Annotated in this window: 26 protein-coding genes and 1 pseudogene; 10 read left to right on the top strand and 17 right to left on the bottom strand. The window is 68.3% G+C overall.

All coding sequences use genetic code 11. The annotated features are described in order from the left end of the window. Positions 1 to 2: 2 nt before the first annotated feature. A complete protein-coding gene (locus tag CSW63_RS20715; RefSeq protein WP_062098308.1) occupies positions 3 to 383 on the bottom strand; it encodes an AtpZ/AtpI family protein in 381 nt (126 codons plus the stop codon). Positions 384 to 803: 420 nt separating this feature from the next. On the opposite strand from CSW63_RS20715, the gene CSW63_RS20705 reads away from it, so the two are divergent. Both CSW63_RS20705 and CSW63_RS20700 read left to right on the top strand, forming a co-directional pair. Continuing rightward, positions 804 to 1,193, top strand: coding sequence for a DUF6481 family protein (locus CSW63_RS20705; RefSeq protein WP_062098304.1), 390 nt, complete (start codon positions 804 to 806; stop codon positions 1,191 to 1,193). A gap of 69 nt (positions 1,194 to 1,262) precedes the next feature. Beyond that, a complete protein-coding gene (locus tag CSW63_RS20700; RefSeq protein ID WP_062098302.1) occupies positions 1,263 to 2,048 on the top strand; it encodes a TSUP family transporter in 786 nt (261 codons plus the stop codon). Positions 2,049 to 2,175: 127 nt separating this feature from the next. Here CSW63_RS20700 and smc read toward each other — a convergent pair whose 3' ends face one another. The 4 genes from smc to CSW63_RS20680 all read right to left on the bottom strand — a co-directional run bounded on the left by smc (position 2,176) and on the right by CSW63_RS20680 (position 7,528). After that, positions 2,176 to 5,619 carry a chromosome segregation protein SMC gene (gene smc, locus CSW63_RS20695; RefSeq protein ID WP_062098300.1) on the bottom strand — a complete coding sequence of 1,148 codons (3,444 nt, stop codon included), beginning with the start codon at positions 5,617 to 5,619 and terminating at the stop codon, positions 2,176 to 2,178. Positions 5,620 to 5,640: 21 nt separating this feature from the next. Further along, positions 5,641 to 6,249 (bottom strand): thioredoxin domain-containing protein, encoded by a 609-nt coding sequence (locus tag CSW63_RS20690; protein WP_062098298.1) that lies wholly within the window; start codon positions 6,247 to 6,249, stop codon positions 5,641 to 5,643. Beyond that, positions 6,249 to 6,863 (bottom strand): DsbA family protein, encoded by a 615-nt coding sequence (locus CSW63_RS20685; RefSeq protein ID WP_062098296.1) that lies wholly within the window; start codon positions 6,861 to 6,863, stop codon positions 6,249 to 6,251. The genes CSW63_RS20690 and CSW63_RS20685 overlap by 1 nt, the downstream gene beginning before the upstream one ends. A 125-nt stretch (positions 6,864 to 6,988) precedes the next feature. Beyond that, positions 6,989 to 7,528: a DUF721 domain-containing protein gene (locus tag CSW63_RS20680; protein ID WP_010918264.1), complete on the bottom strand. Its 540-nt coding sequence runs from the start codon at positions 7,526 to 7,528 to the stop codon at positions 6,989 to 6,991. A gap of 47 nt (positions 7,529 to 7,575) precedes the next feature. Here CSW63_RS20680 and mutY point away from each other — a divergent pair, with 47 nt between their 5' ends. Further along, a complete protein-coding gene (mutY, locus tag CSW63_RS20675; protein WP_062098294.1) occupies positions 7,576 to 8,640 on the top strand; it encodes an A/G-specific adenine glycosylase in 1,065 nt (354 codons plus the stop codon). A 3-nt stretch (positions 8,641 to 8,643) separates the two neighbouring features. Here the strand turns inward: mutY and CSW63_RS20670 are convergent, their stop codons facing one another. The 4 genes from CSW63_RS20670 to CSW63_RS20655 form a co-directional block, all read right to left on the bottom strand. Then, complete coding sequence (locus CSW63_RS20670) at positions 8,644 to 9,081, bottom strand: hypothetical protein (RefSeq protein WP_062098292.1); 438 nt, start codon at positions 9,079 to 9,081, stop codon at positions 8,644 to 8,646. A 7-nt stretch (positions 9,082 to 9,088) separates the two neighbouring features. Beyond that, positions 9,089 to 9,271, bottom strand: coding sequence for a hypothetical protein (locus CSW63_RS20665; protein WP_127847000.1), 183 nt, complete (start codon positions 9,269 to 9,271; stop codon positions 9,089 to 9,091). A gap of 59 nt (positions 9,272 to 9,330) precedes the next feature. Continuing rightward, on the bottom strand, positions 9,331 to 10,407 hold the full coding sequence (gene ccrM, locus CSW63_RS20660) for an adenine-specific DNA-methyltransferase CcrM (RefSeq protein ID WP_062098290.1): 1,077 nt from the start codon (positions 10,405 to 10,407) through the stop codon (positions 9,331 to 9,333). A gap of 138 nt (positions 10,408 to 10,545) precedes the next feature. Next, positions 10,546 to 11,181 (bottom strand): ribonuclease HII, encoded by a 636-nt coding sequence (locus CSW63_RS20655; RefSeq protein ID WP_062098288.1) that lies wholly within the window; start codon positions 11,179 to 11,181, stop codon positions 10,546 to 10,548. An 85-nt stretch (positions 11,182 to 11,266) separates the two neighbouring features. Between CSW63_RS20655 and CSW63_RS20650 the strand changes: the two genes are divergently transcribed. After that, entirely contained in the window at positions 11,267 to 12,169 is a 903-nt protein-coding gene (locus CSW63_RS20650; RefSeq protein ID WP_062098286.1) for a glycoside hydrolase family 16 protein, read from the top strand. 10 nt (positions 12,170 to 12,179) lie between these two features. Here CSW63_RS20650 and CSW63_RS20645 read toward each other — a convergent pair whose 3' ends face one another. After that, the gene (locus CSW63_RS20645; RefSeq protein ID WP_231737543.1) at positions 12,180 to 13,217 is read right to left on the bottom strand and encodes an alpha/beta fold hydrolase; all 1,038 of its coding nucleotides are present in this window, start codon (positions 13,215 to 13,217) and stop codon (positions 12,180 to 12,182) included. Positions 13,218 to 13,349: 132 nt separating this feature from the next. Between CSW63_RS20645 and CSW63_RS20640 the strand changes: the two genes are divergently transcribed. Further along, positions 13,350 to 14,687 carry an MFS transporter gene (locus CSW63_RS20640; protein WP_062098327.1) on the top strand — a complete coding sequence of 446 codons (1,338 nt, stop codon included), beginning with the start codon at positions 13,350 to 13,352 and terminating at the stop codon, positions 14,685 to 14,687. On the opposite strand, the gene CSW63_RS20635 is transcribed toward CSW63_RS20640, so the two are convergent. After that, positions 14,681 to 15,271 (bottom strand): DNA-3-methyladenine glycosylase I, encoded by a 591-nt coding sequence (locus tag CSW63_RS20635; protein WP_062098282.1) that lies wholly within the window; start codon positions 15,269 to 15,271, stop codon positions 14,681 to 14,683. The two genes, CSW63_RS20640 and CSW63_RS20635, sit on opposite strands and share 7 nt — an antisense overlap. A 128-nt stretch (positions 15,272 to 15,399) precedes the next feature. Between CSW63_RS20635 and CSW63_RS20630 the strand changes: the two genes are divergently transcribed. Then, positions 15,400 to 15,822 carry a hypothetical protein gene (locus tag CSW63_RS20630; protein WP_062098280.1) on the top strand — a complete coding sequence of 141 codons (423 nt, stop codon included), beginning with the start codon at positions 15,400 to 15,402 and terminating at the stop codon, positions 15,820 to 15,822. Between the two features lie 13 nt (positions 15,823 to 15,835). On the opposite strand, the gene CSW63_RS20625 is transcribed toward CSW63_RS20630, so the two are convergent. After that, positions 15,836 to 16,717: an alpha/beta fold hydrolase gene (locus CSW63_RS20625; protein ID WP_099503019.1), complete on the bottom strand. Its 882-nt coding sequence runs from the start codon at positions 16,715 to 16,717 to the stop codon at positions 15,836 to 15,838. Between the two features lie 95 nt (positions 16,718 to 16,812). Beyond that, positions 16,813 to 17,604: a folate-binding protein YgfZ gene (locus tag CSW63_RS20620; RefSeq protein WP_062098276.1), complete on the bottom strand. Its 792-nt coding sequence runs from the start codon at positions 17,602 to 17,604 to the stop codon at positions 16,813 to 16,815. 103 nt (positions 17,605 to 17,707) lie between these two features. Here CSW63_RS20620 and CSW63_RS20615 point away from each other — a divergent pair. The 3 genes and pseudogenes from CSW63_RS20615 to CSW63_RS20605 form a co-directional block, all read left to right on the top strand. Continuing rightward, positions 17,708 to 18,734 (top strand): annotated as a pseudogene (locus CSW63_RS20615) (glycosyltransferase family 9 protein); the annotation flags it as partial. A 182-nt stretch (positions 18,735 to 18,916) separates the two neighbouring features. Further along, the gene (locus CSW63_RS20610; RefSeq protein ID WP_062098272.1) at positions 18,917 to 19,474 is read left to right on the top strand and encodes a hypothetical protein; all 558 of its coding nucleotides are present in this window, start codon (positions 18,917 to 18,919) and stop codon (positions 19,472 to 19,474) included. A 70-nt stretch (positions 19,475 to 19,544) separates the two neighbouring features. Beyond that, positions 19,545 to 20,879, top strand: coding sequence for a dihydroorotase (locus CSW63_RS20605; RefSeq protein WP_062098270.1), 1,335 nt, complete (start codon positions 19,545 to 19,547; stop codon positions 20,877 to 20,879). A gap of 7 nt (positions 20,880 to 20,886) precedes the next feature. Here the strand turns inward: CSW63_RS20605 and CSW63_RS20600 are convergent, their stop codons facing one another. Continuing rightward, on the bottom strand, positions 20,887 to 21,366 hold the full coding sequence (locus CSW63_RS20600) for a GNAT family N-acetyltransferase (protein ID WP_062098268.1): 480 nt from the start codon (positions 21,364 to 21,366) through the stop codon (positions 20,887 to 20,889). On the opposite strand from CSW63_RS20600, the gene CSW63_RS20595 reads away from it, so the two are divergent. Further along, positions 21,356 to 21,724 carry a TfoX/Sxy family protein gene (locus CSW63_RS20595; protein WP_168193706.1) on the top strand — a complete coding sequence of 123 codons (369 nt, stop codon included), beginning with the start codon at positions 21,356 to 21,358 and terminating at the stop codon, positions 21,722 to 21,724. The two genes, CSW63_RS20600 and CSW63_RS20595, sit on opposite strands and share 11 nt — an antisense overlap. Before the next feature lie 101 nt (positions 21,725 to 21,825). On the opposite strand, the gene CSW63_RS20590 is transcribed toward CSW63_RS20595, so the two are convergent. The 3 genes from CSW63_RS20590 to CSW63_RS20580 are packed head-to-tail and all read right to left on the bottom strand — an operon-like array spanning position 21,826 to position 24,181. Continuing rightward, entirely contained in the window at positions 21,826 to 22,683 is an 858-nt protein-coding gene (locus CSW63_RS20590) for an NAD(P)-dependent oxidoreductase (RefSeq protein ID WP_062098263.1), read from the bottom strand. Next, positions 22,680 to 23,210: a hypothetical protein gene (locus CSW63_RS20585; protein ID WP_062098261.1), complete on the bottom strand. Its 531-nt coding sequence runs from the start codon at positions 23,208 to 23,210 to the stop codon at positions 22,680 to 22,682. The genes CSW63_RS20590 and CSW63_RS20585 overlap by 4 nt, the downstream gene beginning before the upstream one ends. Further along, positions 23,210 to 24,181: an SDR family NAD(P)-dependent oxidoreductase gene (locus CSW63_RS20580; RefSeq protein WP_062098260.1), complete on the bottom strand. Its 972-nt coding sequence runs from the start codon at positions 24,179 to 24,181 to the stop codon at positions 23,210 to 23,212. Before CSW63_RS20580 ends, CSW63_RS20585 begins: the two co-directional genes overlap by 1 nt. Positions 24,182 to 24,270 lie beyond the last annotated feature (89 nt).

Below are 24,270 nucleotides of genomic sequence, written 5' to 3'. Positions count from 1 at the left end.
CCCTAGTCTCTCTTCTGCTTGGGGGCGGTAGACCCGCCTCCCGTGTCTCCGTCGGCGTTCCCTTGCGGGGACGGCGCCGACGCCTGCGCGCTCAGTTTCATCGCCTTGCGGACGATGGAGAAAATCGCGAGTCCCAGGCCGATCAGCAGTCCGCCGACCATGCCCCAGGGGCTCGTGTGGACGTAGCGGTCGAGCAGCCAGCCAAAGCCGGCCCCCACCAGTACGCCCCCGATCAAATCCGCCAGCAGACGGTAACCGTCCTGCGTGGCCCGTTCGGACGCCGCCTTGGACGGCTTTTCCGCCGCCTTCCTCGCCTCAAATGCGGCGAGCCGAGCGTCGAGGCCTTCAAGAGCCTTTTCGTTCGGTTCGTCGGCCTTGGGCATGGGAAGCGGCAGGTCCGAAAGCGCCGAGGACGCGCCAAAACAAGGCGCTTTTCCGGCCGGCTTGATCGGCGCGGAACCTATAGACCTCGCCGCAGTGCGTCAAGGTGAGCTATTTTTCCGGCAAGTGACCGAAATACTTAAGGATTTCGAGATCTCGCCGGCGGGCGGGCAAAACCATCCCCGGATCACGGGCTCCGGGGTCGCCCTGTTCCCGCAAGCCCGCCTTTGAACCGGCTTTGCGAGAGGGCGTTTCGATCATTTCCGGGCGTGACCCTACCAACTGTCACACGCGGGCCCTATGTAACCTGTGCTCTTTATGCTTCGCCCCCTCTAGGCAAGGGGCGTCGGAGCCCGATGACGCATTGATTTTTTCGTCAATCTGGGCTTAAGAGCCGCCGCCTCCAAACAACACGAAGATTCATGTCGCACCTGAAGAACACCGGATTCGCCGATCGTATTTCTGCCCAGCAGGAAGCCAAAAAGGCCATGTTGGCCAAGTTCAAGGCCAAGCCGACGGTCCAGGATCCCGATTTCGACAAGCGCGAGGAGCTCCGCGCCGCCGAACTCGAGGCCGTCCGCGCCGCCCGCGCCGAAGCCAAGGAAAAGGCCCGCCTGGAAGCCCTGGCGCGCCAGGAAGAGCAGATGGCCGCCAAGCGCGCCGAGCGTAAGGAGCGCAAGGCGCTCGAAGCCGCTGAAATGCGCATGCGCAAGGAAGAGAAGGCCAAGGAGCGTGACGAGCTGCGCGCCCTGGGCAAACCGGCCAACAGCAAGGCCTCCCGCGCCCACCAGTGGGCCAGCCTGCTGGGCTAAAGACGATAAGGGGTCCTCGGGGGCCCCTTTTTCTTTGCCTCTTCGTCAGAACGGGATCATGAGGCGCCCATGGGCCCTTTGCATCTCGACGTCCTGGCCAGCCTTTTCGTGGTCGCCGCCCTGGCCGGCGCGCTCGACGCCATCGCAGGCGGCGGCGGATTGATCACCTTGCCGGCCCTGCTGCTGGCCGGTCTGTCGCCGGTGCAGGCCCTTGGCACCAACAAGCTGCAAGGGGCGGTCAGCGCCATCTCCTCGACCAGCGCCTTCGCGCGGCGCGGCCTGATCGACTGGAAGACCGCCCTGCCGGTGGCGGGCGCGGCGGCGCTCGCCGGCCTCTGCGGCGCGCTATGCGCCAGCCTGCTATCGCCGGAGCTGCTGCGTGCGGTCGTGCCGCTGCTGCTGATCGCCATCGCGCTGTATTTCGGCTTCTCCCGCGCCATCAAGGGCGAGGACGTGACGCCGCGCATGGCGCTCATCCCCTTCGCTTGCTTCATCGCGCCCCTGGTCGGCTTCTATGACGGTATCTTCGGTCCGGGGGCGGGCGCCTTCTACATGGTCGCCATCGTTACCCTACTGGGCTACGGCGCGTTGAAGGCCACCGCCCATACGAAGCTCGCCAACGCCGCCAGCAATCTGGGCAGTCTGATCCTCTTCACGCTGAAGGGCGCGGTCGTTTGGCCCGTGGGCCTCGCCATGGCCGCAGGGGCGTTCCTCGGAGCGCAGGTCGGCTCGCGGCTGGCCATGCGCTTTGGCCCCAAGCTGATCCGGCCGCTGCTGGTGGTGATCTCATGCGCCATGGCCGTGAAGCTGTTGGCCGATCCGGCCAATCCGTTGCGGATGGCGATAGGGTTTTAACCAGGGGCTGAGGCTCCCCCCACCTGATCCGCTTCGCGGATCGTCCGCCCCCAAAGGCGGGCGGAAGGTGATCCTTCTTCCCCCTCCGGGGGAGGAGCGCGAAGCGCGGAGGGGGCAAGTGGGCGGCCTAAGCCGCCACCAGCTTTTCCGCCGTGCTCAGGTCCACGCTGACCAGCTGGCTCACGCCGCGCTCGGCCATGGTCACGCCGAACAGGCGGTCCATCCGGCTCATGGTCACAGGGTTGTGGGTGATGGCGATGAAGCGCGTCTGGGTGCGGCGACGCATCTCGTCTAGCATGTTGCAGTAGCGATCGACATTGGCGTCATCGAGCGGCGCGTCCACTTCGTCCAGCACGCAGATCGGGGCCGGATTGGCCAGGAACACGCCGAAGATCAGGGCGCTGGCGGTCAGGGCCTGCTCGCCGCCGCTCATCAGGCTCATGCTGGCCATGCGCTTGCCCGGCGGGCAGGCGAAGATCTCCAGCCCCGCCTCGAGCGGATCGTCGCTCTCGATCAGCTTCAGCTCGGCCTGACCGCCGCCAAACAGCGCTTGGAAGAGGGTCTGGAAGTTGGCGTTGATCACGTCGAACGCGGCCAGCAGGCGCTCGCGGCCTTCGGCGTTTAGTTCCTCGATGCCGGCGCGTAGCTTGGTCACCGCGCCCGAGAGGTCGGCCCGCTCGACCCGCATCGTCTCCAGGCGGCCGGCATATTCCTGCGCCTCCTCCTCGGCGCGCAGGTTCACCGGGCCGATCGAGTCGCGCTCGCGCTCCAGGGCGAACAGGTGGGCCTCGACGCCGGCGGCGTCCTTCGGCACGGCCACCGCCTCGCCCGCGACGTGTCGGCCCAGTTCCTCGGGCTCCATGCGGGCCTGTTCACGGATGGCCGAGGCGACCTCGGCGAAGCGCTGGCGGGCGCCGTCCAGATGCGCGACCAGCGCCGCGCGCTTCTCACGGGCCTCGCCGGCGGCCTGTTCGGCGGCGCGCGCGGCGCGGTCGGCGTTCAGGCGCGTGGTCTCGGCGGCCTCCAGGGCGTCGCTGGCTTTGGCGCGGCGCGCCTCGGCGGCGGCGAACTCGTCGAGCAGCGCCACCAGCTTTTCCTGCAGGGCGGTCGGCGCCTCGCGGGCGGCCTCGAGGGCGGCGGCGGCTTTCACCCGATCGCCTTCCAGAGCTTCGGCTCGCTTAGCGGCGGCCTCGGCGCGCTTGCTCCAGTCGGCGCGGTCGCGGTCCAGGCTTTCCAGGCGGCGCTGGCGGCCGGCGCGCTCGCGGGTCTCGACATCCAGGGCCGTGCGCGCGGCGCTGGCGGCCTCGCGCGCCTGGGCTGCGGCCTGCCGCGCCTGAGTGAGCTGCGGTTGCAGGTCGCCCGAGGTCCGGGCGGCGGCGTGGGCCTCTTGGGCTTGGGCGAGAGCGGCGTCGGCCTCGACCTTCTCGGCCTCGAAGCGGGCGATGGTGTCGTCGAGGGACTGGGCGCGGGCCGCGCGCAGGGCCTGTTCGCGTTCGAACTTGGCGACCTGCTCACGGGCCTGGGTCAAGAGGCGCTCGGCGTCGGGCGGGCCGCGCCGCTTGTCGCGCAGCAGCTCTTCGGCCGCGCGCAGGCGATCAGCGGCCGATTTCAGGGCGATGGTGGTGGCCTCGGCGCGGGGCGCCATGACGTCGATCTCGGCCTCGACCTCGGCCAGGCGCGTGCGCTGCTCCAGCCGGACGGCGGCGGGGCGCGGCGCGTCGGCGCGGGCGACGAAACCGTCCCAGCGCCACAGGTCGCCGTCCTTCGAGACCAGGCGCATGCCGGGCTTGAGTGCTTTCTGCAGCCGATCGCCATTGGCCCGGGTGACTACGGCCACATGCGAGAGGCGGGCGGCCAGGGCCGGCGGGGCCTTGACCAGCGGCGCCAGGGGCTCGGCGCCCTCGGGCCAGACCGGCGCGGGCGCCTCGGCGCCGCCCCAGTACGAGGGCGCCTTCGGATCGAGCGCCGCGTCGAGATCATCCCCCAAGGCCGCAGCCAGGGCCGCGCCATAGCCCTTGTCGGGCGCGACGCTGTCCAGCGCCGGCGCGTGGCCGCTCTTGGTGCGCGGCGCGGTCAGCTGCGCCAGGCCTCGCGCCTCGGTCCGCAGCCGACCCAGCTGGTCCTCGACGCTGCGCGCCAGTTGACGGGCCTGGGCCTCCTGCTCGGCGGCCTTCACGCGGGCGGTTTCGGCCTCCTCCAGCGCGGTTCGGGCGGCGGCGAGGGCGGCCTCGGCGTTGGCGAAGCGCTGGCGCGCGTCGGCGGCGGCCGGGTCGACCTCGGGACCGACGGCGGCGCGCTCGGCGCGGGCTTGATCCAGGGCGCGGTTGGTGCGGTTGGCGCGGGCCTCGGCCTCGGAGAGGCGCGCGGCGGCGGCGCGGCCCTGGGCTTCTTCGGCGGCGACGCGAGCGGCCAGCTGCTCGACGGCGGCCTCAGCGGCGGCGCGCGCCTCCTCGGCGGCCTTGGCGGCGGCGGCCAACTCCGGACCCCGCTCCGGCGCGGCGGCGACCAGGGCGCGGACCTCTGCCAGCTCAGGCTCGATGCGGGCGAGGGCGGCTGCGGCGTCGTCCTTGGCCTGCGCCTCACGGGCGCGGTCGGCGTCGATGCGGGCCAAGTCGTTAGACAGACGCTCGAACTCGGCGGCGGCGGCCTCGGCCTCGCGTTCGGCGCGGTCCTTCTGGATCGCCAACTGGCCGAGGATGGCCTGGGCGATCGTGGCCTCTTCGCGCAGCGGCGGCATGGCCGCCTCGGCCTCGGTGATCGCCAGCTGGGCCGCAGCGCTGGCGCGGGCGGTCTCCTCGACCAGACGCGCGGCGGCCGTCGCTTCGCTGGTGGTGCGCTCCAGGTGGTCGCGGGCCTCGGTCCAGCGCGCGTAGAGCACCGCGCCCTGCACGGCGCGGATCTCGGCCGACAGGCGCTTGTACTTCTCTGCCTGCCGCGCCTCACGGCGAAGCCGGTTCAGCGCGGTCTCCAACTCACGAGCCACGTCTTCCAGGCGTGAGAGATTGGTCTCGGCCGCGCGCAGGCGCAGCTCGGCCTCGTGACGGCGCGTGTGCAGGCCTGAGACCCCGGCGGCCTCTTCCAGGATGCGGCGGCGGTTCTGCGGCTTGGCGCCGATCAGCTCGCTGATCTGGCCCTGACGCACCAGGGCCGGCGAGTTGGCGCCGGTGGAGGCGTCGGCAAACAGCAGCTGGACGTCGCGCGCCCGCACCTCGCGGCCGTTGATCCGGTAGGTCGACCCTTCGCCGCGATCGATCCGCCGGACGACCTCCAGCACGGGATCGTCATTGAACTGGGCTGGCGCGGTGCGGTCGGTGTTGTCGATGGTCAGGGTGACGTCGGCGTGGTTGCGAGCTGGGCGCGCGCCGCTGCCGGCGAAGATTACGTCGTCCATGCCCCCGGCGCGCATCGCCTTGGCGGAGTTGGCGCCCATCACCCAGCGTAGGGCTTCCAGCAGGTTGGACTTGCCGCAGCCGTTCGGGCCGACGATGCCGGTCAGCCCCGGTTCGATCCGGAACTCGGTGGGTTCGACGAAGGACTTGAAGCCCGAGAGGCGGAGGCGCTGGAACTGCACGGAGGCGGTCCCTTCCGATCCCTAGCCCTTCGCCGCCAGGGCGAAGACCTTGGACAGCGTCGCGATATCGGCCTCGCCCTCATAGGGCGCGCCGTTGACGAAGAAGGTGGGCGTGACTTCGACCTGGTCCTCGCCGATGGCCCGGCGGAAGCGCGTATTGACCCCCTCCAGCGCCTTGGTGTCGTTCATGGCGGCGGAGAACTGAGCCTCGGTCAGGCCGTATTGCTGGGCGATCGCCAGCAGGCCTTCCCACAGGCGTCCGCTTTCATAGATCGACGCCTGCTTCTGGAAGATCGTCGAGAGGACCTCGAAGTACTTGCCCGGGATGCGTCGGGCCAGCAGGAAGCCGGCGGCGGCGAACTCGTTGGGCGGGGTCAGGAACTCGCGGAAAACGAGGCGCACCTTGCCGGTGTCGATAAAGGCCTTGCGGATCGCTGGCAGCTCGGTGGTCCACCAGTGGGCGCAGTGATTGCAGCTGGCCGAGGCGTAGACCACGAACTGGACGGGCGCGGTCGCCGCGCCCAGCACCATGTCGCCGGGCGCGGGCGGCAGCGACCGGGCGCGCCCGACGGAAGGCCCCGCCGCGAGGGCGAGGCCGCCAGCGATCAGGATGCGCCGGTCGAACGCCATTACTTTGAGGCTTCCGCGATGGCGGCGTCCAGCTGGGCCAGCGTCTGCTCGCCGCCCTCTTCGCCGCCCAGGCGCTTGCCGTTGACCTCGAAGGTCGGGGTGCCGCGGATGTTGTTGTCCGACATCATCTTCTCGATGCGCTCGGCCGACTTGGCGGCGTTCTCGTCGCTGAGGCAGGCGTTGAACTGGGCTTCGTTCATGCCGGCGGCCTGGGCGATGGTCAGCAGCTCGCCGCGGATGTCGCCGCTGGTGAAGATGTTGCGCTGGGCGCGGTACAGCGCCTCGGTGACCTGGAAGTACTTATCCTTACCGGCGCAGCGGGCCAGCATGGCGCCGGCGTTGGCCAGGCGCGGTTCGCCGGTCAGGGCGTCGCGGTGGACGTACTTGACCTTGCCGGTGTCGATGTACTTGGCCTTGAAGGCCGGGAAGACTTCGGCGTTCCAGTCGGCGCAGTGCGGGCACGCGACCGAGGCGTACTCGATGACCGTGACCTTGGCGTTCGGATCACCCAGGACCATGTCCTCGGCCGTGACCGCCGTGCTCTTGGGCGAGCAGGCTGCGAGGCTGGCCGCGAGGGCGGCGACGATGGTGACTCGGCTGATCAGCGAACGCATGAAATGGCCCCTTGGCGGTCGTTGGAGAGGTTAAACCCGATTCTCGTTAGGCAGCGAAAAAGGCGCAACCGTGACGGCTCCAAGAGCGTGAGCCAGCCGTCCTTGTCAATGGTCCGATCCGGCCTCTAGCGCTCGGAGGAAAGAACCCCGCGACCCAGCTTCAGCAGCGCTTGCTTTAGCGCCCCGTCAGGCTGTTCGGCCAGACTGTCGGCCAGCTGCTTTTCCAGCGCCGCGTCCAGCGGCGGCTTACGGCGCAGGCGCGTGGACGGCGCGGCGGCGGGCGCCTTGACCGGGCCCTGCACGATGCGTAGGCGGGTGACCACGCCCTTGCCCAGCAGCATGTCGAGCCGTGCGGTGATCTGCGGCGCCTGGTGCTGGATCAGCGAGGCCACGGGCCCGTCGACCCGCAACTCCAGCGCTCCGCCTTCGCCGTTGCGACCCTTGATGATGCGGACTGGCTCGGTGCGGCGCGCCAGGGTGTCGCCGACGATCTCCTTCCAGCGCGCCTGCAGAGCGGCGGGACCCTTGCCGAAGCGGTCTTCCAGGTCCTTCAGCAACGGCGCTAGATTCTTGCCGGCCGGCGGCGGCGGACGGCGCTGGGGCTTGGTCCGCTTGCTGCGCAGGATCGCGATGGCTTCTTCCGGCGTGGGCAGGGGGCGACGCATGCGAGGAAACTAGCATGGCGTGGTCAGTTCGCGGTAGGCGAAGGGGCATGAAAGACCGCGACGCTCTCCGCTCGGCCCTGCTGGCCTGGTACGACGCCCAGGCGCGCGATCTGGCCTGGCGGATCGGTCCTGCCGACCGCCGCGCGGGCGTGCGCAGCGATCCCTACCGCGTATGGCTGTCGGAGGTGATGCTGCAGCAGACCACCGTGCCGCACGCCACGCCCTATTTCCTGAGCTTCACTCAGCGTTGGCCGACGGTCTCGGACCTGGCGGCCGTGGAGGACGGCGACCTGATGGCCGCCTGGGCGGGGCTTGGCTACTACGCCCGCGCCCGCAACCTGCTGGCCTGCGCGCGGGCCGTCGCCCACGATCACGGCGGCGTCTTTCCCGACACCGAGGAGGCCTTGCGCGCCCTGCCGGGCGTGGGCGCCTACACCGCCGCCGCCGTGGCCGCGATCGCCTTCGACCGCGCCGCCAATGTCGTCGACGGTAATGTCGAGCGGGTGATGTCGCGGCTGTTCGCGGTGGAGACGCCGCTCCCCGACGCCAAGCCCGAGCTGAAGGCCCTGGCCGGCGACCTCGTTACCGACGATCGACCCGGGGACTGGGCCCAGGCGCTGATGGACCTGGGCGCCACCGTCTGCAAGCCCAAGGGACCGCTCTGCGACCGCTGCCCCATCTCCGCCTGGTGCGCGGCTTATCAGGGCGGCGCGCCCGAGACCTATCCGAGGAAGACCAAGAAGGCCGATCGTCCGCGCCGCTATGGCGTGGCCTATGTGCTGACGCGCGGCGATGAGGTCGCTTTGGTCCGCCGCCCGCCGAAGGGCTTGCTAGGCGGGATGCTGGGCTTGCCGACGTCGGAATGGCGCGCCAACACGTGGTCAGATGCGGAAGTGATCGCCGCCGCGCCCGTCGCCGCCGCCTGGCGCGACCTCGGCGCGGTCGAGCACGTCTTCACGCACTTTTCCCTGACCTTGCGGGTGTTCGCGGCGGCCAAGGAGAACAATGGCGGCGCCAACGCCGGCGATTTCGTCTGGACGCCGCGCGAGGGGCTTGGCGCCTTGCCGAGCGTGTTTTTGAAGGCGGCGCGAGCGGCCGAACGGCTGCTCTGAAGTCTACTGTTTGCCTCGGATGGCCGTGACGGCATCCATGAAGTCGTTACCGAAAATCTTCAGCAGGAAGGCGGCGATTACCAATATCACGGAGTAGCTCAGAGCCGAGACAACGCCGATCAAGACATCTTTCCAAAGAGGGCGGCCGTGCAGTAATGCGTCGCGCTGGATAGAGGGCGTCTGATCTTCGAGCACACTCTGTGCATAGGCCGAGAGCGCGCTTTCAGCGGTCTCTCTAAACGCTTGCAGCGTGGTCGGAGACCATTGGCGGGAAAATGCGCGAAGTTCCGACGGCGAAGGCGATTTGCCCTCGCGCGCCTGATGCTCCAGCAACCACTCACGTTTGGCCTGCTTGTAGAGTCCGTAGGCGATGAAGCCTTCGATGTCGTCAGGTGCCTGGACAAGGTTGTCGAAGACCGGATTGTATTCGGTCGACGCCATGAAGATGCTACTTCTTGGAGAGCACTGATTTGGCGCTCGACAGCGCTCGATCATACGTTTCGCGGCTCAGTCCAGTGACCTTGCTGCCGTCAGGGCGGCGAATTTGTTGCAAAACGCTGCCACTTTTCGCGCCGGTTGGCCCGACGCTCACAAAGGCCCCGTTCGCCAAAATGCGATTGCTCTTGCTCATGCTCAAACCATATGCGCCGCTTTCCGGTGAGGACAAGTCCCGGTCTCGGAAATAACACCCTAGTTCATCCCCGCCCGGACCTGGGCCCGCAGGACATCGATCGGCGCCAGGCCGGCGTCGGTCTTGAAGTGCCAGTAGGTCCAGCCGTTGCAGGCCGGCGCGCTCTGGACGAGCGCGCCGATCTTGTGGATCGAGCCTGACAGGTCACCGACGGTGATCGACCCGTCCGGGCGCACCTTGGCCACGTGCGTGCCCTTAGCACAGTAGAGCGTGTCGCCCGGCGACAGCAGGCCGGCTTCGACGATCGTGCCGAACGGCACGCGCGGCTCGGCGCGCTTGGAGCCCATGACCTCCAGGTCTTCCGGCGCGATCGGCGTGACCTTGGCGATGCGGGCCTTGGCGTGCTCGAGATATTCGGCCTCGCGCTCAATGCCGACGAACCGGCGGCCCAGGCGCTTGGCGGCCGCGCCGGTGGTGCCGACGCCGAAGAACGGATCCAGGATCACGTCGCCCGGCTTCGTCGTCGACATGATGACGCGATAGAGAAGGGCCTCGGGCTTCTGAGTCGGGTGGGCCTTGGCTCCGTCGGCGCCCTTGATGCGCTCCTCGCCGGTGCACAGCGGGATGGTCCAGTCCGAGCGCATCTGCACCTCGTCATTGGCCATCTTCAGGGCGTCGTAGTTGAAGGTGTAACGCTTGGCGTTCTGGCTCTTGGAGGCCCAGATCAGGGTCTCGTGAGCGTTGGCGAAGCGGGTGCCCTTGAAGTTGGGCATCGGGTTGGACTTGCGCCAGACGATGTCGTTGAGGATCCAGAAGCCCAGGTCCTGGATCGCCACGCCGACGCGGAAGATGTTGTGATAGCTGCCGATCACCCAGATCGCGCCGTCGTCCTTCAAGACGCGGCGGGCGGCCTTCAGCCACTCGCGGGTGAACTTGTCATAGGCCGCGAAGCTCTCGAACTGGTCCCAATGGTCGTCGACCGCGTCGACCTTGGAATTGTCGGGACGCAAGAGGTCGCCGCCCAGTTGCAAATTGTAGGGCGGATCGGCGAAGATCAGGTCGACCGACTTCTCGGGCAGGGCGTTCATCTGCTCGATGCAATCGCCGTGAATGATGGTTTCCGGCCCGAACTTCATGGTCCCGCGTCCTCAAGAAAGAGAACGGAATCATGAGTCTTCCTGGTAAACCCGGTGTTGAGAGACGTGGTTAGCGGGCCGTTAACCACGGCCCTTCAGGCGCTTTTGAGTCTGACCAGACTCAAAAACCGAGGCCGATCAAAGATCTAGCTCGCCGTTGACCGGTGTCGCCGCCAGCGCCGCCTTCACCGGCGCCCAGCCCAGGCGGTGGATCGGCGAGGGGCCGAGGCGTCGCAGGCCCTCGACGTGGATCGGCGCGTGGTAACCCTTGTGGCCGGCGAAGCCGTAGCCGGGATAGAGCGCGTCCATCTCGACCATGATCCGGTCGCGGGCCTCCTTGGCCAGGATCGAGGCCGCGGCGATCGAGCACGATAGGCTGTCGCCCTTGACCACGGTCTTGATCGGGCAGGGCAGCTTGAAGGCGTAGTTGCCGTCCACGAGCGCGAAGGCCGGGGTAACCGACAGGCCCTCGATGGCCCGGCACATGGCCAGGCCCGCCGCGTGCAGGATGTTGAGCTTGGCGATCTCCTCGATCGAGGCCAGGCCGACGCACCAGGCGATAGCGACGTCCTTGATTTCTTCTTCGAGGGCTGCGCGGGCCTTGGCCGAGAGCTTCTTGGAGTCGTTGAGGCCCTTGGGGATGCGGTCGGGATCCAGGATCACCGCGCCGGCGCTCACCGGCCCGGCCCACGGGCCGCGCCCAGCCTCGTCCACCCCGCAGACCGGCCCCGGTCCGCAGGCCAGCTCCAGCATCATGTCGGGTCCGGGCGGCATGGCGGCTGTTTAGGCCGGTTCGGCGCGGATGGGAATGTGGCGGGGGCGGGTGGAGCGGCTCGGCCGATGCCGTTAGGGTCATCCGATGCCACGTCCCCTCGCCGCCCTCGCCCTCTGCGCCGTCCTGATGGCGGCCGGACCGGTCCACGCCCAGGACGACTGGACGCTGGTCTGGTCCGACGAGTTCAACGGGACCGCTCTGGACGCCGCCAAGTGGACGCCGGCGGCCGACTGCGGCGGCGGCGGTAACGATGAGCGGCAGTGCTACGTGGTCAGCCCCGAGACCCTGTCGGTGAAGGACGGCGCGCTGCGGCTGACGGTCATCAAGCGCAAGACGCGCGGCATAGGCAACCCGTGGGCCGGGCCGACGGGGCCGATGAAGACCGGCCACTACGCCTCGGGCAAGATCGTCACCCAGGGCAAGTTCAGCTGGCGCTATGGCCGCGTCGAGGCGCGCGCGCGGGTTCCGGGCGGGCAGGGCGTCTGGCCGGCGATCTGGATGATGCCGGAGCTGTCGCTTTATGGCGGCTGGCCCAGGTCCGGCGAGATCGACATCCTGGAGACGGTGAACCTCGGCGCCCCGTGTCCGCCGTCGGGCGAGGCCTGCGCGGACGGCCGCGAGAACCGCGTGTTCGGCACCATCCACTTCGCCGCCGACGCGGCCGGGACCCACAAGCAAGTCAGCGCCAGCGCGCCGCTGCCGGACTCGCCCGACGGCTTCCATGTCTATGAGGTGGAGTGGTCGCCCGAGGCGATCGTCTGGTTCCTGGATGGCCGAGAGTACGTCCGCGCCACGCCGAGCGACTGGAAGCGGGACGGCCAGCCGGCCAGCGCCGCGCCGTTCGACCAGCCCTTTCACCTGATCATCAACCTCGCCTTCGGGGGTCGCTGGCCCGAGAGCCTCAACGCCAAGGGCATCGACGAAGCCGCCTTGCCGGCGACGCTGGAGGTGGACTGGGTGCGAGTTAGTCAGCGGATCGGGGGCTAGCGGCAGGGCCTCAGTGGGGCCGCGCCGCCTTGACGATGGCCAGCACCGCCTCGATCACCACCTGCGGCTTCTGCAGTTGGACGAGATGCCCCGCCCCCTCGGCGACGCGACGCTCGCCCCGACGGGACAGTTTGGCCAGGCTCTTGTGGCTATCTGTCCAGTCGGCGAACAGGGCCGCGTGCTCGTCCCGGGCGTCAGGACTCCAGAGACCGCCGTCGGCCGCCGCGCCGGCGCTGACGACGATCAGCGGCAGGTCGCCCCAGTCTCGCCCGTCGCGCGCGACGCGTTCGCCGTTCGGTTCGTATTCCTCGTACAGGGAAGCCTGAGCGCGGAGACGGGCGGGTTCGGCGTCACGGCGCGCTAGCGCCGTCTGGGCGGCGGTCGGGATCTCCGGATAGTATTGAAAGCACGGGGCGGCGGGCGCGCCGGTCTTGACTGTTCCAGCCTCGATACCCGCCGCGCAATCGCGCAGGCGCTTGGCTTCGGAAGCGAAATAGGCGCGATCCGCAGCGGCGGCTTTGGGGCCGGCCTTGGCCTCGCGCGCCATGTCATGCGGCCGGGTCGGATCGACGAACACCACGCCGGCGGCCTGATCCCGGTGACGGTCGACGAAGGTCAGGGTCTCGAACGCGCCGGCCGAATGGCCGACCAGCACAAAGGGCCCGCGCTCGCCCGCCGCCGCCAGGGCCTTGGCGAGGTCCTGTGTCGTCTGGTCCGAGGTCTGGGCGTTTTGAGCGTCGCCGTCGCTCAGGCCAAAGCCCGCGCGGTCCCAGGCGCAGGCGCGGGTGGTCTTGGCGACCTCGGGCTGCACCAGCGCCCAACTGCCCGACCAGCCGCCAAGGCCGGCGGTGAAGACGACCGTCGGTGAGCCCGATCCCAGGCAGTGAATGTGAATCCGGCGACCGGCCTCGACCTCGACCAGACCAGTCGGTTCGACATAGGCGTTCATCGCTTCCACGACCGGAACGCCCTGGATGACCTGCGCCTGCGCGCCGCCGATCCCGCACGCGATCGCCGCCACTACGCCCAGGATGATTTTGCTTGCCATTCGACGCCCCGTAGCCCTTGTGCGGCGCAGCCTAGTTTCCCTGCGAGGGGGCGCCAACGCTGTTGTTCGGTACGTCTTGGCAGAGCGCGCGTTGCCTCCGGCGCAGCCCGCTGGCAGGGTCCCGGCCTCGCCCTGGAGACGCGCCTTGTGACCCCGTTCCATCACCTGCTGGTCAACAACCTGGTTGCGAACATCACGAACTTCACGATCTGGTTCGCCCTGACCTTCTACGTCTATCTGGAGACCAAGTCGGTCTTCGCCACAGGCATGATCGCGGGCGTCTATCTGGTGCTGACGGCGGCCTGCGGCATTTGGTTCGGCAGCCTCGTCGATCATCACCGGAAGAAGGTGGCGATGGCGGGCTCCAGCGTGGCGTCGCTGCTGCTCTACGCCCTGGCGCTGGCCGTGCTGCTGCTGGCGCCCAAGGGCGCTATCGCCGATGTCGGGCGTCCCTGGCTGTGGGCGCTGATCGGGCTTTCGATGCTGGGCGTCATCGCCGGCAATATCCGCACCATCGCCTTGCCCACTCTGGTGACGCTGCTGATTCCCGAGGACGGGCGCGACAAGGCCAACGGTCTGGTCGGCATGGTGACGGGAATCGGCTTCCTGACCACCTCGGTGATCAGCGGCTTCCTGGTGGCCTGGGGCGGCATGTTCGCCGCCCTCGTCTTCGCGCTCGGCTTGACGCTCGCCGCGCTGGTCCACCTGCTGGCCGTTCCGGTCCATGAGCCGCGTGTCGAAGCCGAACATGGGGCGCCCGTCGAACCCAGGACGATCGACCTCGCCGGCACGATCAAGGTCGTAGCCGCCGTGCCCGGTCTCTTCGCCCTGATCCTGTTCGCGACCTTCAACAACTTCCTGGGCGGGATCTTCATGGCCCTGTTGGACGCCTACGGTCTGTCGATGGTGTCAGTGCAGACTTGGGGGCTGCTGTTCGGCTTCCTGTCGGTGGCCTTCATCGCCAGCGGTGTCGCGATCAGCAGGACGGGGCTGGGCAAGAACCCGCTGCGCACCCTGCTTCTGGTCAATCTGATCTCGTGGGCGGTATGTTGTGTGTTTCCGCTGAAGTCGTCGATTGTCCTGTTGGCGATCGGCTGTTTCGTCTGGATGGCGCTGGGGCCCTATGCGGAGGCCGCCGAGCAGACGACGCTGCAGAAGGTGGTGCCGTTCGAGCGCCAGGGCCGGGTCTTCGGCTTCGCCCAGTCGGTGGAGCAGGCGGCGTCGCCGCTGACGGCGTTCCTGATCGGACCGCTGACCCAGTTCATCTTCATCCCGTTCATGACCCATGGCGCCGGCGCCGGCGCTATCGGCGACTGGTTCGGTCGGGGACCGGATCGCGGCATGGCGCTGGTGTTTACGGTGGCCGGGATCGTAGGGGTCATCGTCACCCTGCTGGCCTTCGGCTCCAAGGCCTACAAGCAGCTATCGGCCGCCTATGTTCAGGGCGAGACGGCCGCCGCCGCTCAGTGACGGTGGCCCAGCGCCTTGCACTCCTCATGTCGGAAGCAGGTCACCAGGTGGTCGTTGACCAGCCCGGTCGCCTGCATGAAGGCATAGACGATCACCGGCCCGCAGAACTTGAAGCCCTTGGCCTTCAGCGCCTTGGACATCTCGACGGCCAAGGGGGTCTGGGCCGGCACCTGGCCCGCCTCCCACTGATTCTGGATCGGCGCGCCGCCGACCATGTCCCATAGGAACTGGCTGAAATCCTCGCCCCGCTCGCGCATGTCGAGATAGAGGCGCGCGCCCTGAATCGTCGCGTCGATCTTGCCGTTCGAGCGGATGATGCCGGCGTCGGCCATCAGTCGGGCGCGATCTGTCTCGTCAAAGCGCGCGACCTTTTCCGGGTCGAAATTGGCGAAGGCGGCGCGAAAGGCCTCACGCTTGCGCAGGATGGTGATCCAGGACAGCCCCGCCTGGAAACCGTCCAAGACGAGCTTCTCCCACAGGGCGCGGCTGTCCCACTCGGGCACGCCCCATTCGTCATCGTGATAGGCCTCGTAGAACGGGTCTCCGTTCATGCCTTTCCAGGTGCAGCGGGCGATCTCAGTCATGCGGCGAAGCTGGCAGAAACTTTGCCGGCTGACTAGAACTTTTCAGGAACATGAAGCGTAGGGCGACGGATTTCCGGATCTTGCGCGTTGAGCCTCGCGAGGGACCTAGACACACGAAAGGTGCGCCGATGAAGCGCCTGAAGACCTTCGCCCTGATGGCCTTGGCGACGACCGCCGTGGCGACGACGCCGGCCCTGGCCCAGCACAGGGACCGCGATCATAACCCGCCGGGGCCGCGCGGTGGACCGGGGACCAATTGGGAAAATCCGCCGGGCTGGCGAGGCGGCCCCGGGGCCTCGCCCGACCGACGCTACTATCGCTGGAACGGTCAGCGGATCGAGTTCCGCTACCGCGACGGCTACTACTACAACCGCGCCTACGGCTACTATCACCCCAGCTTTGGCTGGTGGAACCAGGCGGGCAAGTGCTGGTTCGACAACGACCGCAACCCGCCGGGTCCGCGCGGCGGTCCTGGTACGAACTGGGAGAACCCGCCCGGCTGGCGCGGCGGCCCGGGGGCGTCCCCGGACCGCTACGGTCGCTGCCGATAAGGTCGACGCCAGATCAACCGGCCAGGAAGGTCTCGACCTCGGCCATGAACTTGGCCGGTTGATCGATCATGATGAAGTGGGCGCTATCGTCGATGCGCACCACCTTGACGCCCTTTAGCGGCCCATAGGCGGCCTGATACCAGCCGCCGAACGTCGCGGCCGGGACAGGCATGTTGCTGTTCCAGGCCCAGACCACGGTGGTCGGCGCGGTGATCTTGGCCAGCTCGGGCGTCAGGTCGGTGGTCAGCAGCTCTTCCATGGCGCGGCCGGAAACCTGCCGGTCGCTGTCGAGCGAGTGCTTGACGATGGCGGCGCGGGCGGACTCAGTGCGGACCATGCCCGTAATCAAATGCTCCTGCATGGCCTTGAAAGCGTCGGCGGGGGCGTCGGTGATCTGAGCGCGGAAGCCGGCCGCGCGCTGTGCGACGGCCTCCGGCGATTGACCAGGGCCGAAATAGGCGACCGCCAGGTTCGGGAACATGTCGACGACCATCAGCTTGCCCACCAGGTCGGGGTGACGCGCCGCCAGTATCATGGCGATCGTACCGCCCATCGAGTGGCCCATCACGGCGGGCGACTTCAGACCCTGAGCCTGGATATAGCTCGCGAGACCTTCGGCCACGCCCGCGGCGACCTTACCCTCGGCGTTGCCGGCCGTGGGCGCGCCCGCAAACCCGGCGACGTGAACGAGGTGAACGCGATAACGGCCTTCCAGCGCCTGGGCGGTCGACTCCCAGATGTCCGGTGACGACGACAGGCCCGGGATCAGGATGACGTCGGGACCCTTGCCGCGCACCTTGACGGTGAAGCGCTCAGCGCTGGCGGCCAGAGCGGGTCCGCCCGCGGCGGCCATAGCCAGCAGCGCGCCCGCAACCAGAATTTTGCGACGATTCATGTTTCCCATGCCCCTAAGCGACACCGGTCACTGGGTTCAGCGACCGCAGTTTTGCGTTCTCTGCCCCGAATTGGGGACGCTCGCAACCGGCGGTCTCAGGCCATCCACTCTGGACGGTCGACGCGCACCGGCCGCCCGTCGACGCTCAGCGCGGCGCCGTCGATCCGGTCCAGACGCAGAAGGGCCATGGCCCGGCCGTCCCGACCGCTTAGCACCTCGCCGGCGCGCAGCTCGCCGGCCAGGACCTCGGCGCCGAAGGGCGGCGGCGGGCCATCGAAGACGATCGGCAGCATGCGGTTCTTGATCGTCCCGCGCCGCTTCATGCGGCTGGTGGTCTCCTGGCCGACGAAGCAGCCCTTCTTGAAATCGATCCCCGCCAGCAGGTCGAAATTGGCCTCGATCGGATAGGTGGTCTCGCTGCCCCAGTCGGCGGGGCCGGGGACGCCCAGCGCCAGGCGGTGGGCCTCATAGGCGTCCTCGTCGGCGTTGGTCTGGCGGTCGTCATAGGCGCGGGCGCCCAGGGCGGGCAGGCGGGGATCAGCGAAAAGGCCCGCGCCGGAAATGTCGCCCCCGAACACCGCGATCACCGAGCGGTCGCTGGCGGCGAGGTCCGCCTTGGCCCGCAGGCGGTACATCGTCAGGCGAGCCAGGATGGCGTCGCGGTGCGCCGTCGCCACGTCCAGCAGGGCGCCGTCCTCAGTCCCCACCACGAACAGGTCGTAGAGCAGCTTGCCCTGCGGGGTCAGCAGACCGCCAAAGCGCAGCTCGCCGGCGGCCAGGGTTTCGACATCCTGGGTCAGCAGGCCCTGAAGGAAGCTCCGCCAATCCTGACCGGAGACGGCGATGACGGCGCGGGAGGCGAGACGGGCGAGCAAAGGTGCGGTCATGAGGGCACATGTGGCGCCGTGTCGCGGGCAGCGCCAGTCCTTGAGGTAACTCAAGTGTTAACGTGGGGTGCGCCGACTCACCGACCGGCCTATAGGTGGACCGATGACACAGCGGGCCTTCCCGATCCTTTTCATCACGGCGACGCGTATCGGTGACGCGGTGCTGTCGTCTGGCCTGATCAAGATGCTGGCCGACCAGATCCCCAACGCGCGCTTCACCATCGTCGCCGGCCCTCTCGCCGCGCCGCTCTTCGCGCACGTCCCCGGTCTCGACCGGGTGATCGTGATGGAGAAGGGCAAGGGCAAGGGCCACTGGTTCAAGCTCTGGAACCAGGTGCGCCACAAGAAGTGGAGCCTGATTGTCGATCTGCGAGGCTCGGCCACGGCGCTGTTCCTGCGGCGTGACAAGCGCGCCATCTGGAAGAAGATCCCGGGCGAGGTCGTCCACAAGGTGGTGGACGCGGCCCGGACGCTGAAGCTCGAGGGCGACCCGCCGCCGCCCTATCTCTACATCACGCCCGAGGTTCAGGCCCTGGCGGACGAAATGCTGGGCCTGAACACGGGCGGCGAAACCGGACCGATCCTGGCCGTGGGCCCGGCGGCCAACTGGGTGGGTAAGGTCTGGCCGATCGAGCGCTTCACCCAGACCGCCGCGCAGCTGCTCGACAAGGACGGCCCGATGGCCGGCGGCCGGCTGCTGATCCTGGGCGGTCCGGACGACACCCGCATGGTCGAGGAGTTGCGCATGGCCTCGGCGCGTGGCCGCACCATCGACCTCACCGGCAAGGTCGACCTGCTGACCGCCTATGCGTGCCTGAAGCGCGCCAGCCTGTTCATCGGCAACGATTCGGGCCTGATGCACATCGCCGCCGCCGCCGGAACGCCGACCATCGGCCTGTTCGGCCCCTCCGACGAGCGCCGCTACGCGCCGTGGGGCGAGCACGCCGTGGCGGTGCGCGGCCCACGGACGTTCGAACAGTTCCTGGCCATCGATCCGGAGCTGTCCCAGGCCATCCGCCACATGAGCGACCTGCCGGTGGCGACGGTCTTCAAGGCGGCCAAGGCGCTGCTGGCGAAGGTCGGCGGGACCGTTCCTGCGGCGCCTGTCGCATCCGATGCGAGCGACGCCGCAGTCGAGGGACCTGGCGCCGCGCCGGATCCGGAGGTCGAGGACGCCGCAGCTCCTGTCGAGGACGCGCCCGTTGACGCGGCTTCCGCCCCGGCCGGTGAAGGCGATGCGGAAAGCCAGCTCGAAGACGCCGCCCAGCCCGATCGCGACTGAACCGAACAGAGCGCGGACCAGGAGACTTCGATGAAATCCTTGATCGCCCTCTGCGCGGCTCTGGCCCTGGCGCCGACTGCGGTCTTGGCCGGAAGCCCGGGCGAGCAGTTCTTCGATCGCCTGAGCGCGCTGTGCGGCAAGACCTTCGCAGGCCGGGTCGTGGCCGGCGACGCGGCCGACGAGACGTTCCGCAAGGCCGAGCTGGTCATGACCGTCGCCCACTGCGACGCTCGGCAGATCCGCATTCCGTTCCGCGTAGGCGAGGATCGCTCGCGCACCTGGATCATCACGCGGCTCGACGACGGCCGACTGCGCCTCAAGCACGATCATCGCCACACCGACGGCGTCGAGGATGAGCTGTCGCGCTATGGCGGCGACACGCTGGAGCCTGGAACCGCCCAGGCCCAGCGCTTCCCGGTCGATGAAGAGTCCAAGGCCCTGTTCACCCGGCTGAACCGGACGGTTTCGAACACCAATGTCTGGACGCTGGGGCTCACCGACAGCCAGTTCACCTATGAGCTTTCGCGGCCTAACCGTTTGTTCCGCGTCGCGTTCGACCTCAGCAAGCCGGCGCCGCAAAAGCCCTGAGGGCGGGACCAAACGGTTGCCTGTGGTCAGCGATCGTCCTAGATCGCCGGAAACCCTCCGGAGCCGTCCCATGACCCAGACCTTCGACCTGATCGTGCGTGGCGGCGAGGTGGTGAACCACGCCGGGCGAGGCTTTACCGACATCGGCGTGCGCGGCGGCAAGATCGTCGCGATCGGCGACCTGTCCCAGGCCAGCGCCGGCGAGGTGTTCGACGCCACGGGCCTGACGGTCCTGCCGGGCGTCATCGACAGTCAGGTCCACTTTCGAGAGCCGGGCCTGGAGTGGAAGGAAGACCTGGAAAGCGGTTCGCGCGGCGCGGCCCTGGGCGGCGTCACCGCCGTCTTCGAGATGCCCAACACCGAGCCGACCACTACGGACGCCGACGCCCTGGCCGACAAGCTCTCGCGCGCCAAAGGGCGGATGCACACCGACCACGCCTTCTATGTCGGCGGCACCCATGAGAACGCCACTTTCCTGGGCGAGCTGGAGCGCCTGCCGGGCTGCTGCGGCATCAAGGTGTTCATGGGCGCCTCGACCGGGTCGCTGCTGGTGCAAGACGACGAGGGCGTGGAGAACGTGCTGCGCCACGTCAATCGCCGCGCGGCCTTCCACTCCGAGGATGAATATCGCCTGGCCGAGCGTCGCAGCCTGGCCCGTCCCGGCGACTGGACGAGCCACCCGGAGGTGCGCGACGCCCAGGCCGCCCTGCAGTCGACCCACCGCCTGGTCCGCATCGCCAAGTCGCTGGGCAAGCGCATCCACGTGCTGCACGTGACCACCAAGGAAGAGATCGACTTCCTGGCCCAGAACAAGGACGTCGCCAGCGTTGAGGTCACGCCCCAGCACCTGACCCTGGTCGCGCCCGAGGCCTATGAGCGCCTGAAGGGCTTCGCCCAGATGAACCCGCCGATCCGCGAGGCCGACCACGTGGCCGGGATCTGGCGCGGGATCGACACCGGCGTGGCCGACGTCCTGGGCAGCGACCACGCCCCGCACACCCGCGAGGAAAAGGCGCGACCCTATCCGGCCTCGCCGTCGGGCATGCCGGGGGTGCAGACCCTGGTCCCGATCATGCTGACCCACGTGGTTGACGGTAAGCTCTCCCTGGAGCGCTTTGTCGATCTCACCAGCCACGGCGTGAACCGCATCTTCGGCCTGGCCGACAAGGGTCGCATCGCCGAGGGCTTCGACGCCGACTTCACCATCGTCGACATGAAGGCCCGCCGGGTCATCACCCACGACTGGATGGCCACCCGCTCGGGCTGGACCCCGTTCGACGGCTTCGAAGCCAAGGCCTGGCCCGTGGCGACCATCGTGCGCGGGATCGTGGTGATGCGCGACGACGAGATCATCGCCGAGGGCAAGGGCGAGCCGGTGCGGTTCCTGGAGACCCTGGCGGGGTAGGGGCGGCCTACGCGCCCGCCAGTTTGCGTAGCGCCTCGCCCGTCAGGCGGCGGATGATCCATTCGTCCATCGCCGCGGCGCCGAGGCTGTCATAGAAGGCGATCGACGGGGCGTTCCAGTCGAGCACCGACCACTCCAGCCGCCCGAGGCCCTCGTCGACGCAACGCTTGGCGAGGTTGGCCAGCAGCGCCTTGCCCGCCCCCGCCCCCCGCGCCGATGGGCGCACGAACAGGTCCTCCAGATAGATCCCGTGTCGCCCGACGAAGGTCGAGTAGTTGTAGAACCACAGCGCGAAGCCCACCGGCTGGCCGTCGATCTCGGCGATGTCGGCGAAGGCGCGAGCCTTGTCGCCGAACAGGGCCGCCGCCGTGTCGGCCTCCGTCGCCTGGACCGTGTCGAGCAGCTTCTCATACTCGGCCAGATCGAGGATGAACTGGTGGATCAGGCTCGCATCGGCGGGCGTGGCGGGGCGGACGGTGACGGTCATGGCGGTATCCGACGACTACAAGGACTTCGTTCTGGAGCTGCTGGCCCCGCTGGGACAGGTCAGCGCCCGGCGCATGTTCGGGGGAGTCGGCGTCTATGCGAATGGGCTGTTCTTCGCGCTCATCGACGACGACGTCCTCTACCTCAAGGGCGACGATGCCCTGAAGCTCGAATTCGAGGCCGCCGGCGCACAGGCCTTCGCCCCGTTCGAGGACGGCAAGACGATGGCCTACTGGACTGCGCCCACCGAGGCTTTGGACGACCAGGATATTCTGCTGGACTGGGCGCGAAAGTCGCTGGCCGTCGCCGCGCGTAAACAGAAACCTTCTCCCAAGGGAAGAGGGCGGGGCCCGCGCTGAAAGCGTGGGAGGGAGAGGGAGTAAGACGTCGGCCGGCGAAACCCCTCACCTCCCACCGCTTCGCGGCGGGTCCCTTCTCTCCCTCTGGGAGAGGGTCTCAATCAACCGATCTTCACCCCGGGCGGCGGCTGGCTGCTCTCGGGCACGAAGAAGTCCGGCATCAGGCTGGCGGTCGGGTCGACCTTGTAGGGATCGAAGTCGCGGACGCCCTCGCCGTACAGGAAGGTGTCGTCGATCAGGAAGTTGCCGCTGAAGTCGCGCGAGGGCTTGTTGAAGATCGCATAGGCCGCGTCGGCCATGATCTCGGGCGTGCGGCAGTGGCGCAGGCCCTCCTCGCCGGTCAGGGCGAACTGGATGGCGGCCGTGGCGATGCCGGTGCGGGGCCATAGGGCGTTGAAGGCGATGCCGTCGGGCTTGAACTCCTCGGCCATGCCCAGCACGCACATCGACATGCCGAACTTGGCCATGGTGTAGGCCACATGCGAGCCGAACCAGCGCGGCGACATGTCCAGCGGCGGCGACAGCATCAGCACGTGCGGATTCTCGGCGTTCTTCAGGTGCGGGATGCAGGCCTTGGAGGTCACGAACGTGCCGCGCGTATTGATCTGGTGCATCAGGTCATAGCGCTTCATGTCGGTCATCAGGGTCGGCGTCAGCGAGATGGCCGAGGCGTTGTTGACGCAGATGTCGATGCCGCCGAACTGGGCCACGGCCTTGTCGACCGCTTCCTGGACGCTGGCCTCCTCGCGCACGTCGACGACCAGCGGCAGGGCCTTGCCGCCGGCGTCCTCGATTTCCTTGGCGGCGGTGTAGATGGTGCCCGGCAGCTTGGGATGGGCCTCGGCGGTCTTGGCCGCGATCACCACATTGGCGCCGTCGCGGGCCGCCCGGACGGCGATGGCCAGACCGATGCCGCGCGAGGCGCCGGTGACGAACAGGGTCTTGTTCTTGAGGCTCACGCGGGGTCTCCAGAAATGGATTGAGGACGGCGGACCAGTTGCGCGCCCGCAACCATAAAGCCCAGTGCGAATAGGGCGTGTGCGGTGGCGCTTCGGGACGCGCGGTGATCCTGGAACAGCATTGCGACGAGCGGGATAATAACCGTCAGCATCCAAAGGCAGCCGGCCAACCGAAACGGGGTTCGGGGGCGTAACTGAGCCACGCCAATGATCGCCATACCTATAGCCCAAACGGCCGCTGCGATCGCGTCCGTCGACGGACCCAGCACATTGGTCGCCGAGGAGCGCACCAGAAGCACGCCGGTTACCGCGACGACGAAGCCGGCCAAGCCTAGCCAGCCGGTAGACCGCCAAGTCGCCGACAGCAGGCCGAACAGTCCCAGCAGCAGAAGCACGTCGATAAGGACATAGGTGATCAGCTTGGGTTGTTGAGCCATATGCGGATAGACCAGCGGACCGAAAAGATCGATCAGCCCACCAACGATCGCCGCCAGGCCCGCAAGACGCAGCACGGCGTTGCGATCCATCAGGCGCCGGCCCCGACGATCTCCACCGACAGGTCCCAGAGCCGATCAGCGGCGGCCGGGTCCAGGGCGTGCGGCATGACGCCGGTCCAGGGACTCTCCTTGCTCCAGGGCAGCGCCTGGTTGCAGTCTTCCAGATAGAGCCCGCCGACGCCCTCCAGCTCGGCGCCCACCGCCGCCCAGACGCTGGTGGCTGCGCCCTGCTCGGTCGTCTTGAAGCCCTCGCGCGGCTGGTCGTTCTCGTCCAGCCAGCCCAGAGCGCGTTGCTCCTCGATCGGCAGGTGGCGCTGCAGCGGCGTCAGGATGCCGCCCGGCATGACCGCGTTGGCGTGGACGCCCTGGTCCTTGAAGCGCTTGTCGAAGCCCACCGCGAACAGGCTGTTGGCGGTCTTGGCCTGCCCATAGGCCTCCCACTTTTCGTAGGGGCGGGTGTTGTAGTTGGGATCGTCGAAATGGATCCCCGAGCGTCGATGGCCGATCGACGAGAGCGACACCAGGCGAGACGGCTTGCCGCTGGCCTTGGCGCCCGCGATCAGGTTCGGGGCCAGCAGCACCGACAGCAGGAAGTGGCCCAGGTGATTGGTGCCAAACTGCATCTCGAAGCCGTCGGCGGTGCGCATCAGCGGACTGGCCATGACAGCGGCGTTGTTGATCAGGATGTCGATCCGCCGGTCGCCCCAGACGTTGGCGAAGTGGCGGATGGCCTCCAGGCTGGACAGGTCCAGCATGCCGAAACTGACCCGCTTGGAGCCGGCCTCTTCATTGATGGCGTTGGCCACCTCTTCGCCGAGCTCGGGCTTGCGGGCGGCGATGATCACTTCCGCGCCGGCCAGGGCCAGCGCCCGGACGGTCTCCACCCCGATTCCAGTGGCGGCGCCGGTGACGATGGCCACGCGGCCGGAAAGGTCGTGACCGGCGACAACCTCGCGCGCCGTCGACTTGGCCCCAAAGGGCGATGTGATCCGTCCGCTCATGTCCGCTTCCTCCCGATGTTCTGTTCTGTCGGCTACGCTACATCTGGATCGCGCAAATCCGCAAAGACATCACGCGGGGCTGAGGTCAG

The sequence above is a fragment of the Caulobacter sp. FWC26 genome (assembly GCF_002742645.2).
Taxonomy (GTDB): Bacteria; Pseudomonadota; Alphaproteobacteria; order Caulobacterales; family Caulobacteraceae; genus Caulobacter.
This window is presented reverse-complemented; position numbering and strand designations above follow the sequence as displayed.